Source organism: Micromonospora sp. NPDC004551, from assembly GCF_040609975.1.
Taxonomy (GTDB): Bacteria; Actinomycetota; Actinomycetes; order Mycobacteriales; family Micromonosporaceae; genus Micromonospora.
In genome coordinates this window covers 102,515-117,518 of sequence record NZ_JBEXLM010000009.1, presented here as the reverse complement: position 1 = coordinate 117,518, position 15,004 = coordinate 102,515, and the positions used below count along the sequence as shown (strand labels likewise).

The window sequence follows — 15,004 nt, the reverse complement described above, 5'->3', positions numbered from 1 at the left end:
GCGGGTGGAGCTGGAGTTCAGCGGCGAGGTGTGGTTCTGGCGGGGGCCGGCGCCCTGGCACTTCGTCACCGTGCCCGACGACCTGTGCGGCGAACTGGAGGCGGCCTCGGCCTCGGTCACGTACGGCTGGGGGATGATCCCGGTCACCGCGCGGATCGGCGGCACCGGCTGGCAGACGTCGCTCTGGCCCAAGGACGGGCGCTACATCGTGCCGGTGAAGACCGCGGTCCGCCGGGCCGAGGGCATCGCGCTGGGCGACCGGGTGGACGTCCACCTGACCGTCACCCGGTGACCGGCCCACGGGAGCGGGAGCGGATGGACCTGGCGGACGCGGCGGAGGCGCTCGCGGGGGCGCGACGCCTGGTGGTCTTCACCGGCGCCGGCATGTCCGCCGAGAGCGGCGTGCCCACCTTCCGGGACGCGCTCACCGGCCTCTGGGCACGGTTCGACCCGGAGGCCCTCGCCACCCCGGAGGCGTACCGCGCCGACCCCGCGCTGGTCTGGGGCTGGTACGAGTGGCGGCGCGCCGCCGTCGGCCGCGCCGAGCCGAACCCGGGGCACCGGGCCGTGGCCGCGCTGGCCGCCCGGGTGCCGGACACGGTGGTGGTCACCCAGAACGTCGACGACCTGCACGAGCGGGCCGGCTCCGCCGGAACGGTCCACCTGCACGGCAGCCTCTTCGCGCCGCGCTGCTCGGCCTGCGCCCAGCCCGCGCCCGTGCCCGTGGCCGGCGCGGAGCCGGGGGAGGGCCGGCGCCTTGAGCCGCCCCGCTGCGGGCGCTGTGCCGCGCCGGTCCGGCCCGGGGTCGTGTGGTTCGGCGAGGCGCTGCCGGAGGCGGCCTTCGCGGCCGCCGTCGAGGCGGCGTACCGCTGCGACGTCCTGCTCACCGTCGGCACCTCCGGCCTGGTGTATCCGGCCGCGGAGATCCCGCAGGTCGCGGCCCGCGGAGGCGGGACGGTGATCCAGGTCAACCCGGAGGAGACGCCGCTGGACGCGGTGTGCGCGGTGAACCTGCACGGGCCGGCGGCCCGCGTGCTCCCGGCCCTCGTGCGGGCCGCGTGGGGTGACGCCGCGGGGGCGTAACAGGGCACCGGCCAATCACCGGAATCCGCGCACCGCTCCCGCCGCGCCGCCTACCGTCGGCGGAGGCGACCGGTCGGGAGCGGTGGAGGGGCGGCGGTGTGGGGCGGGACGGGGCACGGCGGCGTCCGTCGTGGCCGCGCCCGCCCGCCCCCGCGCCGGCCGGGCGCCGGGTCACGCCGTTCGAGATCTTCTTCGACCTGGTCTTCGTCTTCGCGCTCACCCGCATCATGGCGCTGATCGGGCAGCGGGCCACCCCGGCCACCATGGGGCAGGGGCTGATCCTGCTCGTGCTGCTCTGGATCGCCTGGTCCTCGTACACCTGGTTGGGCAACCACACGCGGGCCGAGGTCGGGGTGGTCCGCGGCGGGTTCCTGGTCGCGATGGCGGCGCTGTTCGTGGCCGCGCTGGCCATGCCCGAGGCCTGGACGCCCGGGCCGGGCCTGGACGGGCCGCTGCTCGTCGCGCTCGCCTACGTGCTGCTCCGCGTCGTCCACCTGGGGCTCTACCACTGGGCGGCGGCCGGGGTGCCCGGGCTGCGGGCGCGGATCCGGTTCTTCGCGGCGGTCAGCGCCGCCGGCTGGGTGCCGCTGCTGCTGGGCGCGCTGCTGAGCGGGACCGCGCACGCCGTGCTGTGGGTGGTGGCCTTCGTCGTCGAGATCGGCGGGCAGCGCCTCTCCTACGCGCGGCGCGGCACCTGGCCGCTGCGCAGCGCCAGCCACTTCACCGAGCGGCACGGCCTCGTGCTGATCATCGCGCTCGGTGAGTCGCTGGTCGCCGCCGGGGTGGGCGCCGGGTCGGCGGTCACCCGGCTGCCGGTCCTCGGCGTGGCGCTGGTCGGCTTCGCGATCACCTCCTGCCTGTGGTGGCTCTACTTCGACCGGGCCGGACCCGCCGCCGCCCGTGTGCTCGCCACGGCGATGGGGCAGCGGCGGGACCGGATCGCCTCCGACGCCTACAGCCAGACCCACCTGCTGCTGATCACCGGCGTCATCTACCTGTCGCTCGGCGTCGAACAGGTGCTCGCCCTCGTCGCCGGCGGCGACGAGCACGCCGAGGGCGCGACCATGAGCTGGTCCGCCTCGGTCGCCCTGCACGGCGGCGCCGCGCTGTTCCTGGGCGGCCGGCTGCTCTTCCTCCGGCTCACCGGGCAGCCGGTCCCGCCCGGGCAGCGCGCCGTCGTCGTGCTGGTCCTGCTCCTGCTGCCGCTCGGGGTGGTGCTGCCGCCCGCCGCCGCGCTCGGCGCGCTCGGCCTGCTCCTGCTCGCCGCGGTCGCCGTCGAGCGGCTCTCGGGGCGGCGGCCGGCGCAGATCGACTGATCACCCACTTCCGCCCTCCGGGTTTGAAGTTCCCGGGAACCGGAGAAGTGCAGGTCGCGCGAGCAGGGTGGCCCGCGCGACTACGGGAGGTGGCCATGTCACGGAGACTGCGGGCAACCGCGTTGGCCGGGGCGCTGACCTTGGCGATCAGCGGCTGCGGCGGAGTGGGTGGCGGGGGTGACTCCGACGGTGGTGACAGCAAGGGCAGCGGTGCCCTGAGCACCATGGGCTTCGGCCTCTCCGACGAGATCGCCAAGACGCGGGTGGACGCCTTCAAGAAGGACCACCCGGACGTCCAGTTGAAGATCACCGAGGGCGCCTTCGACGAGCAGCAGTTCCTCTCCGCGGTCGCGTCGGGCAACCCGCCGGACCTCGTGTACATGGACCGCAAGCTGATCGGCACGTACGCCAAGCGCGGCTCGATCCAGCCGCTCACCGACTGCGTCGAGAAGCAGCAGATCGACCTGGGGCAGTACCGGCAGGCCGCCAAGGACCAGGTCACTCTCGACGGCACGGTCTACGGCATCCCGGAGTTCTCCCAGGTACGGGTGCTCTATCTCAACGAGGCGCTGCTGAAGCAGGCCGGCCTCACCGCCGACGACGTCAACCTCGCCGACTGGGCAAGCCTGCCGGCGGTCAACACGAAGCTGGCGAAGGTTTCCGGCGGTCGGCTCAGCCGGATCGGTATCGACCCGAAGATTCCCGAGTTCCTGCCCATGTGGGCCAAGGCCAACGCCGCCGAGATGATCTCGGCGGACGGCGCCAAGGCCAACCTGACCGACCCAAAGGTGGTCGAGGCGCTGACCACCGGCGTCAAGCTCATCCAGGACCAGGGCGGCTGGGGCAAGTTCAAGTCGTTCCGGGACACCTTCGACTTCTTCGGCGCCCAGAACCCCCTCGCCAGGAACCAGATCGCCGCGTGGCCCATGGAGGAGTGGTTCCTCAACCAGGTTGCCAAGAACAGCCCCAAGGCCGAGCTGGTCGTGAAGCCCTTCGTGGACCGGCAGGGCAAGCCGCTGACCATGTCCTCCGGCCAGGCGTGGGTGGTCACCAAGGGCGCCAAGAACCCGGAGGCGGCCTGCGCCTTCGTCAAGCAGATGACCGCCACCGACACCTGGTTCGCCGCCGCCAAGGCCCGGGCCGAGGCGCGCAAGGCGGCCAACCTGCCGTTCACCGGCGTCTGGACCGGCAACACCGCCGCCGACAAGAAGATCTTCGACGAGCTGTACCAGCCGACCGGCAACAAGCGCTTCGACGACGCCGTGACCACCATCCGTGAGGCCCAGGACGCCGCGTTCGCGATGCCCGCCTCGCCGGCCGGCGCCGAGTTCGACAAGGCCTGGACCGACGCCGTGAACCGGGTGCTCTCCGGGCAGGCGCAGCCGGCCGAGGCGCTGGCCCGGGCCCAGCAGGAGGCGACCGCCGCGCTGGACAAGGCCGCGGGCTGAGCCCGGCCATGGCCGCCACCGTCACCCCTCCCGTCCCGGGCCGGCGGCGCCGCACGCCGCTGGCCCGGCGGGAGGCCCGCTGGGCGTACGTCTTCCTGGCGCCCTGGATCGTCGGGTTCCTCGTGTTCACCGCGGGCCCGATGGTCGCCAGCCTCTGGCTCAGCTTCACCGAGTACGACGTCATCAACGCCCCGCGCTGGACCGGGCTGGACAACTACCGGCAGCTCGTGTCGGACCCGCAGGTGGCGCGCAGCCTCGGCAACACCGTCTACTACACGGCACTGCACGTGCCGCTGGTGATGTCGATCTCGCTCGGCCTGGCGCTGCTGCTCAAGCGGGTCGGCCGCTGGCAGGGCTTCTTCCGCACCGTGTTCTACCTGCCGGTGATGACCCCGGCGGTGGCCGTCGGCATCCTGTTCCTGCTGCTGCTCAACACCCAGGACGGCCTGGTCAACCGCGGCCTGGCGCTGCTCGGGATCGACGGTCCGAGCTGGACCACCGACCCGCACTGGGTGATGCCCGGCATCGTGCTCATGAGCCTGTGGAGCCTCGGCTCCACGGTGATCATCTACCTGGCCGCGTTGCAGAACGTGCCCCGCGACCTCTACGAGGCCGCCGACCTCGACGGGGCCGGCGCCTGGGCCCGGTTCCGCCACGTGACCCTGCCGATGATCTCGGGGTCGCTCTTCTTCACGCTGATCGTCAACACCATCGCGTCGCTGCAGATGTTCACCGAGGTCTACACCATGTACTTCGGCAACCGGCAGACACAGGGCTCGTTCAACAGCGACGCGGCGTCGTTCTACGTGATCCACCTGTTCCAGGAGGCGTTCCAGTTCCTGCACATGGGCTTCGCGTCGGCGATGGCCTGGCTGCTCTTCCTGATCATCCTGATCATCACGGCCGTGCAGGTGAAGCTGAGCAACCGGTTCGTCTACTACGAGGGGGAGGACCGGTGACCACGACGAGTCAGCCGGTGGGCACCGGCGTCGCGGGCACGGTGGTCGCGCCGGTGACGGCGCCCCGCGAGCAGGGCCGGGAGGACGGCCGGCGGCCGCGCTGGCAGCGGATCCTGTTCGTGCTCGCCCTGGTGGGCGCGGCCGTCATCTTCACGCTGCCGTTCGTCTGGCTGGTCAGCGCCTCGCTGCGACCTCGGGAGTACGTCTTCGCACCCGGCTTCCTGCCCACGCCGTTCGCGCCGGACAACTACGCCGAGGCCTGGCAGGCCATGCCGCTGCTCACCTGGCTCTTCAACAGCGTGGTGGTCGGGGTGGCGGCGGCCGCCGCGGCGACCCTGTCCAGCGCCTGGGTGGCGTTCGGGTTCGCGTACTTCCGGTTCCCGGGCCGGAACCTGCTGTTCGGCCTGGTGCTCGCCACCATGATGCTGCCGTTCGCGGTCACCATGATCCCGACCTACCTGATCTGGAACCGGCTCGGGCTCATCGACACCCAGGTGCCGCTCTGGGCCGGCAACCTCTTCGGGTCGGCGTTCTACATCTTCCTGCTGCGGCAGTTCTTCCTCTCCCTGCCCCGCGAGTACTTCGAGGCGGCCCGCGTCGACGGGGCGAGCTACCCGCAGCTGTTCTGGAAGCTGGCCTTCCCGCTGATCCGCCCGGCGCTGCTGGTGGCGTTCGTCTTCGAGTTCAAGGCGAGCTGGACCGACCTCGTCAAGCCGCTGATCTACCTGCGCAACGAGCAGCTCTACACCCTGCCCCGCGGGCTCAAGGTGATCCTCGACCGGTTCGGGTACGGCGGCGAGCAGCAGTGGGAGATCGTCCTCGCCGGCAGCGTGATCGCCACCGTACCCATGATCATCCTGTTCTTCCTGGCGCAGCGGCACTTCGTGGAGGGCATCGCCACCACCGGCCGCAAGGGCTGACGCCACCTCGCCGGGTCAGGAGAAGTGCGTCCGTGGCCGGGCGAGGCGTTTCCCGTCCACGAGCAGGTCGACCTTCTCGTTGTAGAAGGCCACCAGCCCGGCGATCGGCAGCAGCGCGGCGGTGGGGAAGTCGTACGACCAGGCCAGGTCCGGGTGGAGCCGGTCGCCGGCGCGCACCGACCAGTAGCCGCTGGTGCGGCCCTTGTACGGGCAGGCGGTCCGGGTCCGGGACGGCACCAGGTGCCGGAAGTGCGCGTCGGTGCGGCTCAGGTAGTAGCGGGTCGGCAGGCCGGTCTCGAAGACCAGCACCGGCGAGGTCGACTCGGCCAGCACCGTCCCGTCCAGCTCGACGCGGACCCGGCGGGTGGAGCGCAGCGCGTCCACCCGGGAGTACGGGTTGCGGGGGTGGACGAAGACCTCCTCGTCCTCCTCGAACCAGGCGTCCAGCGCGGACCAGTCGAACCGGACGGTGTCGGCCAGCCCGGGCGGCGCGTCCGCGCCGTACCACCGGGCGCAGGAGGCCCGGGCGAACTCGCCGACCCGCAACCCGTGCAGCCGCGCCGCGCCGAGCGGGGTCTCCTCGGTGCGTCCCTCGTCCACCAGCAGGTCCCGGCGGACGTCGGCGGCGGGGACGTAGTACTGCGGGTAGGGCGGCCACTCCCAGACGTACCGCGCCCGGCCGGTGTCCAGGACCAGTTCGCCGGCCAGGAAGGCGCGGACCCGGCGGGGCGCCGGCTCGATCCGGCCCACCTCGGCGGCCGGTTGGGGATAGTCGGGCACGGTTTCTCCTCCCGTGAAAAGTGCGGCGGACGGTTCAACGAGCCGGTGTGACCTGGGGCACCTTCGGCGAGGGCGGGAATGAGATCCGCCCTCGGTGATTTGCTGCCAGGTGTGACCACTGCGCAGTCCTCTCCCGCCCCGACCACCGACACACCGGGTGACCTGATGAGCCGCGGGCAGCAGCTGCGCCTCGTGCTGGTGCTCGGCTCGCTGATCGCGATCGGCCCGCTGACGATCGACATGTACCTGCCCGCGCTGCCGGCCATCACCGCGGACCTGGAGACCACCTCGGCGGCCGTGCAGCTCACCCTCACCGGCACCCTCGCCGGGCTCGCCCTCGGCCAGCTCCTGATCGGCCCGCTCTCCGACGCGGTGGGCCGGCGCCTGCCGCTGCTCGCCGGGATCGCGCTGCACATCGTGGCCTCGCTGCTCTGCGTGGTCGCACCGACCGTGCAGGTGGTGGGCGTGCTCCGGGTCCTCCAGGGGCTGGGCGTGGCGGCCACCTCGGTCGTCGCGACGGCCGTGGTCCGCGACCTGTTCAGCGGCGCCGCCTTCGCCCGGCTCTTCTCCCGGCTCATGCTGGTGATGGGCGCGGCGCCGATCCTGGCGCCCACCCTCGGCAGCGCGCTGCTGCGCTGGTCGGACTGGCGGGGCGTGTTCGTGGCCCTCGCCGTCTTCGGGCTGCTGCTGGTCGTGGTCGCGGCGGTCGGGCTCCGGGAGACCCTGCCGCCGGAGCGCCGCCGTCACGGCGGCGTCGCCGCCGTCGGCCGGGACTACCGCGCGCTGCTGCGGGACCGGACGTTCGTCGGGCTCGTGCTGGTCACCGGACTCGCCATGGCGGCGCTCTTCGCGTACGTGGCCGGGTCGTCGTTCGTCTTCCAGCAGCGGTACGGGCTGGACGAGCAGCAGTTCGGCCTGGCGTTCGGCGCCGGGGCGGTCGGGCTCATCGCCGCCACCCAGCTCAACGTGCGGCTGCTGCGCCGGTACACCCCGCAACGGATCCTGATCACCGCGCTCACCGTCGGCACCGCGGCCGGGCTGGTGCTGGTGGGCTTCGCCGCCACCGGCGTCGGTGGCCTGCCGGCCGTGCTGGCCACCCTCTGGGTGGTGCTCGCCGCGGCCGGGCTCGCCATGCCGAACGCGCCGGCCCTGGCGTTGTCCCGGCACGGTGAGGCGGCCGGCACGGCCGCCGCGCTGCTGGGCGCCGTCCAGTTCGGCGTCGGCGCGCTCGCCGCGCCGCTGGTCGGCGTGCTGGGCACCGGCAGCGTGGCGATGGCCGCCGTGGTGGCCGGTGGCATGGCCGTGGCCCTGGTCGTGCTGCTCGCCGTGGTCCGGCCGGCGCGGCTGGCCGCGGTCGACCCGGCCGCGGTCGCCGTCGCCGTGCACTGACCGCCGCGTCGCGCCAGGGTCAGCGGGGGGCCGGCCCGCCCATGGCCGCGCCCAGTTCGGCGCGGGTGGAGATGCCGAGCTTCCGGTAGACCCGGGCGAGGTTCGCCTCCACGGTCTTCGGGCTGATGAACAGCGCGTCGGCGATGGCCCGGTTCGTCTGCCCCCGGGCGGCGAGCCGGGCCACCCGCTCCTCCGTGGCGGTCAGCGCGGTCGACGTCGGGGCCCGCCGGCCGACCCGGGCCAGTTCCGCCTGCGCCCGTTCGGCGAAGGCGACGGCCCCCAGCGTGTCGAACTCGGCGACCGCCGCCTCCAGGGCCTCCCGGGCCTCCCGCCGGCGGCGGGCCCGCCGGTGCGCCCGGCCGGCGACCAGCAGGCAGCGGGCCCGGTCCAGGGGCAGCACGTCCGCCGGTACGGCGGCACGGGCGGCGGCCAGCGCGGCCAGCGCCGGGGCCGGGTCGGCGCCGCTCGCGCTGTCCAGCAGCACCCGGCTGCGGGCGAGGCCGAGGGCGGTCCACGGGCGGGCCAGCCGCGTGTGCCGCTCGGCGAGCCGGCCGTACGCCGTCGCCGCCGTCGCCAGGTCGCCCGCGCCGACGCACGCCTCGATCCAGTCCGGTTCGAAGCGCTGCGCCACCGGCTCGGCGATGCCCGAGAGGTCCAGCTCGCCGGCGAGCGCCCCGTACGCGGCCGCGGCCGCCCCCCACTCGCCGGCGGAGAGCGCGACCAGGCCGGCGAGCTGCCGGTGGATGCGGCGGCACCAGGCATCGTCGAACTCGTCGGCCCGGCGCAGCCCTGCCTCGGCCACCGCGCCGGCCTCGGCGAGACGCCCCCGGTACGCGTCCAGCATCCCGGCCAGCCAGGTCTCGCCGACCAGCCCGGTGCCGAGCTGCTCACCCAGGTCCCGGGCGGCGGCGATGTGGGTGCCGGCGGCGGCGAAGCGGCCGGCCAGCAGCTCCGCCTCGCCGAGGTGGGTGAGCGTCTCGTGCTGCCAGGGTTCGTCGCCGCGGGCCACGGCCCGGTCCAGCATCCGGTGCAGCCGGGACCGCGCCCGGTCGTGGTCGTCGATCGCCTTCCACCAGATGGCCGGGATCGAGCCGGCCAGGAAGGACGGTTCGCCGGCCTCCAGGGCCAGCGCCCGGTCGAGCAGGTCGGTGCGGGCCGGCCGGCCGGCGCGTACCTCGTGGAAGAAGAGCAGCAGCAGCGCGGCGGTGAGCAGCGGGCGGTGCTGGTCCCCGTCGGCGAGCCGGGCGATGGCCGCCTCGGCGTGCCGGCGGGCGGGCTCCGGCGTGTCGTGGAACATGGTCAGGTGAGCGTGGATCCGCCCGGCCAGCCGGCCGTCGGGATCCGCGGCGGCCAGCGCCCGCTCGGCGACGGAGAGTGCGCCGGGCAGGTCGTCGACGCACCAGGCGACCAGGGCGCGCAGCAGCAGCGCCTCGGCGTGGGCCGGGCCGGCCAGCTCGGCGGCAGCGGCCTCGGCGGCCCGGCCGGCCGCCGCGTAGTCGCCGCTGTCCAGGCGGCACTGCACCGCGTCGAGGCGGCGCCGGTCCCGCTCGGCCGTCGCCTCGGGCGGGGTGAGCCCGGCGGCGCGGTCGTACCACTCGGCGGCCAGGGCGGGCGCGCCGCGCTGCCGGTGCCGCGCCGCGGCGGCGGCCAGGTCGGCGGCGACGACGGCGTCCGGCGCGACGGCGCAGCGGGCGAGCTGCCGCGCCCGTTCGTCCGGGTCGGACACCGCGTCGGCCAGCACACCGTGCAGCCGGCGTCGCACCCCGGGCGGGATGCTCTCGCGCACCGCGGCGGCGTAGCGGGGATGGACGAACTCGATCCGGTCCGGCGTGACGGCGATCAGCCCGGCGTCCTCGGCCGCGTCCAGCGCCTCGGCCGGCACGCCCGCCGCGGCCAGGTCCTTGGCGGTGGGCACGGTCAGCAGCGCGGCCAGGCGCACCGCGTCGCGGCCGGTGCGGGGCAGCGCCCGCAGGGTGTCGGCGAGCAGGTGGCGCAGTGAGGACGGCACGGGCAGGTCCTCGTCCGGCCCGGGTGGCCGGGGCAGCCGCAGCACCGCGCGGGCCAGCTCGATGGCCAGCAGCGGGTTGCCGTCGGCGTCCCGGGCCAGCCGGGCGAGCAGCGGACGGCTGAGCGTGCCGCCGAGCCGGGCCCGGACGATGCGGTGCAGCTCGCCGGCCCCGAGCGGCGGCAGGCCCACCCGGCTCAGCGGGTGATGGCCGCTCGGGTCGTCGTCGAGGCCCAGCGGCACCGCGGGCGGTCCGGCCGCCCCGGTGCGGTGGGCGACCAGCACGGCGGGCCGGCGGGTCAGGCGGCGCAGCGCGAACCGCAGCGCGCGTTCGCTCGCCGGGTCCAGCCAGGGCGCGTCGTCCAGGGCGAGCATGACCTGGGTGTCGCCGTCGGTCGCGGCGTCCAGCAGGGTACGGGTGGCCGCGCCCACGGCCCGCTCGTCGACCGCCTCGTCGTGGTCGCCGGTCAGCAGCACCACGTCGGCGGCGGCCCGCTGCGGCGGGGGCAGGTCCGGCACCCGATCGGCCAGCGGCCGCAGCACGTCGGCCAGCGCCGCGTACGGCAGGGCCGCCTCGGCCTCGGTCGGCATGCCGGTCAGCACCGTCCAGCCGGCCCGCCGGGCGCGCGCCACCAGCGCCCGCCACACGGTGGTCTTGCCGATCCCGCTGGCGCCCTCCAGCAGCACCGGCGCCCCGCCGGCCAGGGCGCGCCACACCCGCTCGACCACCGCGTCTCGGCCGACCAGGGAGGCGTCCATGGCGGGATCCTGGCACAGCGGCGCCACCCGGCCCAGTGCCGGCCGGTGTCAGCGCGGGGCGTGTCCGCAGATCGGGACGCTCGGCACCACCTCCTCGTTGCGGTAGACCTCGCTGTGCCAGCTCGGGCCGGCGGTCGCCGCGACGGGTGGGATCGCCGGCGCGCGGGACGGGCTGAGCAGGCGGAGGAACCTGTTGATCACCTGGACGACCGGTTCCAGGATGCGGTAGCCGACGCCGAAGGTCGCCCGCACCCCGATACCGACCCCACGGCACTGGGCGTACGCGGCGCCGAGGGCCGAGCCCAGCGTGGCCCCGTACGAGGTGGTCAGCTCGAAGTAGACGCCGGCCGTGAACAGGAAGGCGCTGATGCCGACGGTGAACCGGACGCCGTGGCGGATGAGCAGGCCCATCACGCCCACGGGCACGCCGGTGAGCGAGTTGAGCAGGCTGCTGCGGCGCTGGAACGACTTCGTCACCCGGGGGCCGACGCGGCCGTCCGCCCAGCCGAAGCCGAGCTTCCCGGCCAGCGCGTACTCGCCCGAGCCCTTCACCGTGCCGCTGCGGGCGCCGAACGCGGTGGTCACCTCCAGCGTCTGGGTCACCGTCAACGACAGCGGGACGCCCGCCGCGTGTCCGATGGGGAAGGAGATGTCGACCGGGACCTGAAACACCTTCCTGTGGTTGCGCCCGTCGGAGATGCCGCCCTCGAAGGCCACCTTGATCCCGAACCCGCCGCCGATCTCCAGCTCGGCCCGGCTCACCGTGCCGCCCCCGATGTCCAGTCGGAAGGAGGCGTCCGGCCGGGCGAAGGTGAGCGTCACCGTCCCGACCAGGCGCACCCCACCGTCGTCGTACGCGAAGTGCGCACCGACGCCGTCGGTGCAGCAGGTGGTGTAGAGCTGGTAGCCCTGCGACCGGGCGGCGCCCCGGCCGCCGCGCTGCGGCGCCGGCTGGCTGGGCGGGGTGGCCGGTGCCAGCATCGGGCGGCTGCGGCCGAAGGTGCCGCGCGGCGCCGGCGGTTCCTCGGCCCACGAGGGCTCGCCCGCCGGGTAGACGACCGGATCGTCGAGGGTCAGGCCCCGGGCCGCGAAGCTGCCGTCCCGGACCACCTCGGTGATGTCCACCGGGCCGATGGTCACCAGCAGGTCGCCGCCGGACTCGGCCAGGTCCAGCACCCGGCCCACGCCCCGTCCGGTGACGAACATGACCACGCCGGGTGCGAGCCGGTCGGCGTTGCGGGCGGCGGCGTCCAGCCGCCAGGTGAGCCCGTCGGCGCTGACCGACCGCACCGACCGGCCGCCCCCGCCGACGATCACCACGTCGGGTTGCAGGGTCACGTCCGGTCCCGGTGCGGGCGCCGCCCCGTAGCGCAGGTCGGCGTCGCGGTCCGCGCCCGTGGCGCCGCCGGCCGCGCGGGGGCTGTCGCACCCGGTCAGCGCGAGCAGCACCACCGTCGCGGCGGCGAGCAGCCGGCGGCCGCGCACCGGCGGGCTCACATCCGTCCGGCGACGGTGCGGGCGAGGGCCCGCAGCGGCTCGCGGTTCTCCTGCGGGTCGTTGAGCCGCATGAGCCGCACCGCCACCCAGACGTCGCCCTTCCGGATGAAGAACGCCTCCGCGGTGAGGTGCGCCTCGTCGCCCACCCCGGCCAGCGGCAGCACCTCGTGTCCCAGCTCCCGCTCGATGTCGAGGTACTTCTTCGCGCCGTCGCCGACGTACACCTCCACCTGGGCGGTGGGGCCGGTCACCGGAGCGGTGTAGGTGCAGGACTCCCGGACCGGCACCGCGGCGTTCACGGGTGTGCCGGCCAGCCGCTGCGCGTCGGCCCGGGACACCAGGGCGCAGGCGTCGGGCGGCGCGGCGGACGGAGGCGCCTCGGTCGCCTCGGTCGACTCGGGTTCGGGCTGCGCGGGCGCCGCGGCTACCGGCGCGTCGGCGGCGGCCGGCGGGTCGTCGGCGCCGCAACCGGCGATCGGCGCGAGGAGGGCCACCGCGAGGGCGAGCGCGGGCAGAAGGCGGCTACGCATCACCGGCTCCCCTCACGCCGGGATCGCGTCGAGCAGGCGCCGCAGCGTCTGCTCGTAGCCGGCCACGTCGGCGCCGATGCTGCTCAGGGTCAGGGTGTACGCGCCCTTGTCGCTGATCAGCACGGCCTCACCGGCGACGTCCTTGGCGGCCAGGTACGACTGGTCACCCAGGTCCAGGTCGACCACCCGCTCGTACCGCTTGCCGGCCTGCTCGTGCTCGTAGTCGAAGGTCGCCCTGCCGGCCAACGTGGAGGCCGTGGTGACGGTCAGGCTGGCCACCCCCTTGCCGTCACCGAACAGGCAGTTGCCCTCGTCCCGCATCGGCTGTTCGAGCAGGTCGGACACCTGGGCCGCGGTGAACGGGCACGGCGGCCGGACGCTGTTCACCGCACCGGCATCGTCGGCGCCGGCCGCGTCGTCCCCGGCGTCGGCGTCCACTCCGGCCGTTCCGGCCGTCGGCGTGTCGCCCGCGTCGTCGCAGGCGGCCGGCCCGAGCAGGGCCAGCAGGAGCAGGGGCAGCACCCCGAGCCGCGCGGCGCGGGAGGTGCGGGGTCGGGTGCCGGTCCGGGCCGGCGGGAGCGCGTGACGTGCCATGCGGCCGACGCTAGGGCGACGGTGACCCCCGGGTAATCGGGTGTTTCCCTACGTCGTGACCCGCCGGCGGGGCCGGACGGCGGATAGGGTCGGGAACCGTGCGGACCAAGCAGGAGCTGGGAGCGGCGATCCGGGAACGGCGGCGGGCGGCCCTGGTCGTCAACGCACACTCCCGGCGGGGCCGCCGGCTCTACGAGGCCGTCCACTCCCGACTGCGCGCGGCGGGGTTCGAGCTGCTCGGCGCGTACCCGGTCGACCGGCCCGGCGAACTGGACCGGGTGCTCGCCGAGGCCGCCGGCCTCGGGCCTGACCTGCTGGTCGCGGGGGGCGGTGACGGCACCATCGGCACCGCCGCGCGGCTGCTCGCCCACCGGGACATGGCGCTGGGCCTGCTGCCGCTGGGCACCACCAACAACTTCGCCCGCACCGTCGGCGTCCCGCTCGACCTCGACGCCGCCGTCGGGCTCCTGACCGACGGCAAGGTGATCGACGTCGACCTGGGCCTGATCGGTGACACACGGTTCACCAACCACGTCGGGATCGGGCTGTCGGCCGACATCATGCTGAGCGCACCGCCGCGCCTGAAGCGGGTGGTCGGCCGGCTCGCGTACCCGCTGACGGCGCTGGGGTTGCTGGCCCGGCACCGGCCGCTGCGGGTCACCGTGCGCGCCGAGGGACGGGAGCACGGCTTCGACACCCACCAGGTGTACGTGGCCAACGGCGGCTTCCACGCCGGCCGGCCGATCACCGCGGACGCCAACGCCGACGACCGGCTGCTGGTCGCGTACCCGGTGGGTGGGCCGACCCGGCGCGGCCTGCTGCGGGAGACGGCGCGCAACGCGGCGGCCGGGCGCCGCCGCACCCTGGGCGACGAGCCGTTCCTGGCGGTCCGCCAGCTCTGGCTGGAGACGGACCGGCCGGCCCGGATCGAGGTCGACGGCGAGCCCTACGGCGAGACGCCGGTGCGCATCGGCCTGGACCCGAACGCGCTGCGCCTCATGGCCGCGGCGGACAGCCCGGACCGCTGAGCGTCAGGCCCGGCGGTCCTCGTCGGGGAGCGGGATCTCCTGGTTCTGCTCCACGGCGTCGGCCGGCGTGAGGTCGTCTCGGATTGCGTCGGGCAGGCCGGTCTGGTCGCTGGGCGGGCTCAGCACTCCCTGCTCGGCCAGGTCCGCCTCGGTCGCCTCCGGCACCGCGTCCACGATCCGGTCCGGCGGGCCGACCACCGTCTCGTCCTCCCGCTGCTCCTGCGCGTCGGCCTCCGGCGGCCGGCGCAGCGGGTCCTCGTCAGCCACGCTCATGGTCCGGCGCCCGTCACCGGCTGCGCTGAACGTACGGCGCGGTCTGGTCGGCCACGTCGCCGTACTCCGCCGGGAGTTGGGCGACCACGTCCGCGTAGCCGACCGGGTCGACGGCGTCGCGGAGCACGTCGAACACGGCCGTGACGCCGTCCCGGGCCCGCTCCGGGTCCAGGTCGGCGCGCCCGCTGACCCGCGCCACGAAGACGTCGAGCCCGAACCGCTCGCCGGTCTCGCTGCCGCCGAACGCGTACGCCCGCAGCGCCTCGGGGAGCCGGTCGGCCAGGTCCCGGGCCTCCCCGCCGTCGATCCGTTCCGCCAGTGTGGCCAACGTGGCGTGCGTGACGGCCGCGGCCTGCTCCGGCGACATGCCGCAGCGCTTGGCCACCGAGCCGATGAACTCGTCCTGGTCCACCTCGACGCCTC

15 protein-coding genes are annotated in these 15,004 nt (G+C 75.0%); 8 read left to right on the top strand and 7 right to left on the bottom strand.

Features of this window, described 5'->3' with window-relative positions; all coding sequences use genetic code 11:
* The first annotated feature begins 4 nt into the window (after positions 1–4).
* From ABZW14_RS13765 to ABZW14_RS13740, 6 genes are all read left to right on the top strand, one after another.
* A complete protein-coding gene (locus ABZW14_RS13765; protein WP_355344876.1) occupies positions 5–292 on the top strand; it encodes a DUF1905 domain-containing protein in 288 nt (95 codons plus the stop codon).
* A gap of 23 nt (positions 293–315) precedes the next feature.
* Positions 316–1,083 (top strand): NAD-dependent deacylase, encoded by a 768-nt coding sequence (locus ABZW14_RS13760; protein ID WP_355345151.1) that lies wholly within the window; start codon positions 316–318, stop codon positions 1,081–1,083.
* A gap of 98 nt (positions 1,084–1,181) precedes the next feature.
* Complete coding sequence (locus tag ABZW14_RS13755) at positions 1,182–2,399, top strand: low temperature requirement protein A (RefSeq protein ID WP_355344874.1); 1,218 nt, start codon at positions 1,182–1,184, stop codon at positions 2,397–2,399.
* Positions 2,400–2,494: 95 nt separating this feature from the next.
* On the top strand, positions 2,495–3,847 hold the full coding sequence (locus ABZW14_RS13750) for an extracellular solute-binding protein (RefSeq protein WP_355344871.1): 1,353 nt from the start codon (positions 2,495–2,497) through the stop codon (positions 3,845–3,847).
* Positions 3,848–3,855: 8 nt separating this feature from the next.
* On the top strand, positions 3,856–4,806 hold the full coding sequence (locus ABZW14_RS13745; protein ID WP_355344868.1) for a sugar ABC transporter permease: 951 nt from the start codon (positions 3,856–3,858) through the stop codon (positions 4,804–4,806).
* A complete protein-coding gene (locus ABZW14_RS13740; RefSeq protein WP_355344865.1) occupies positions 4,803–5,726 on the top strand; it encodes a carbohydrate ABC transporter permease in 924 nt (307 codons plus the stop codon). Before ABZW14_RS13745 ends, ABZW14_RS13740 begins: the two co-directional genes overlap by 4 nt.
* 15 nt (positions 5,727–5,741) lie before the next feature.
* Here ABZW14_RS13740 and ABZW14_RS13735 read toward each other — a convergent pair whose 3' ends face one another.
* A complete protein-coding gene (locus ABZW14_RS13735; protein WP_355344862.1) occupies positions 5,742–6,506 on the bottom strand; it encodes a DUF427 domain-containing protein in 765 nt (254 codons plus the stop codon).
* Between the two features lie 165 nt (positions 6,507–6,671).
* On the opposite strand from ABZW14_RS13735, the gene ABZW14_RS13730 reads away from it, so the two are divergent.
* On the top strand, positions 6,672–7,895 hold the full coding sequence (locus tag ABZW14_RS13730) for a multidrug effflux MFS transporter (protein WP_355344859.1): 1,224 nt from the start codon (positions 6,672–6,674) through the stop codon (positions 7,893–7,895).
* A 19-nt stretch (positions 7,896–7,914) separates the two neighbouring features.
* Here the strand turns inward: ABZW14_RS13730 and ABZW14_RS13725 are convergent, their stop codons facing one another.
* From ABZW14_RS13725 to ABZW14_RS13710, 4 genes are read right to left on the bottom strand one after another with little or no spacing between them, the layout of a single operon-like run.
* Positions 7,915–10,659 (bottom strand): AAA family ATPase, encoded by a 2,745-nt coding sequence (locus tag ABZW14_RS13725; RefSeq protein ID WP_355344856.1) that lies wholly within the window; start codon positions 10,657–10,659, stop codon positions 7,915–7,917.
* 48 nt (positions 10,660–10,707) lie between these two features.
* Complete coding sequence (locus ABZW14_RS13720) at positions 10,708–12,144, bottom strand: hypothetical protein (protein ID WP_355344853.1); 1,437 nt, start codon at positions 12,142–12,144, stop codon at positions 10,708–10,710.
* Positions 12,145–12,152: 8 nt separating this feature from the next.
* On the bottom strand, positions 12,153–12,686 hold the full coding sequence (locus ABZW14_RS13715) for a hypothetical protein (protein ID WP_355344850.1): 534 nt from the start codon (positions 12,684–12,686) through the stop codon (positions 12,153–12,155).
* Positions 12,687–12,698: 12 nt separating this feature from the next.
* Positions 12,699–13,280: a hypothetical protein gene (locus tag ABZW14_RS13710; protein ID WP_355344847.1), complete on the bottom strand. Its 582-nt coding sequence runs from the start codon at positions 13,278–13,280 to the stop codon at positions 12,699–12,701.
* 98 nt (positions 13,281–13,378) lie between these two features.
* On the opposite strand from ABZW14_RS13710, the gene ABZW14_RS13705 reads away from it, so the two are divergent.
* Positions 13,379–14,308 (top strand): YegS/Rv2252/BmrU family lipid kinase, encoded by a 930-nt coding sequence (locus ABZW14_RS13705; RefSeq protein ID WP_355344844.1) that lies wholly within the window; start codon positions 13,379–13,381, stop codon positions 14,306–14,308.
* 3 nt (positions 14,309–14,311) lie between these two features.
* On the opposite strand, the gene ABZW14_RS13700 is transcribed toward ABZW14_RS13705, so the two are convergent.
* Both ABZW14_RS13700 and ABZW14_RS13695 read right to left on the bottom strand, forming a co-directional pair.
* Complete coding sequence (locus ABZW14_RS13700; protein WP_355344841.1) at positions 14,312–14,575, bottom strand: hypothetical protein; 264 nt, start codon at positions 14,573–14,575, stop codon at positions 14,312–14,314.
* A gap of 19 nt (positions 14,576–14,594) precedes the next feature.
* Complete coding sequence (locus tag ABZW14_RS13695) at positions 14,595–14,993, bottom strand: DUF2267 domain-containing protein (protein ID WP_355344838.1); 399 nt, start codon at positions 14,991–14,993, stop codon at positions 14,595–14,597.
* Between the last annotated feature and the right edge of the window lie 11 nt (positions 14,994–15,004).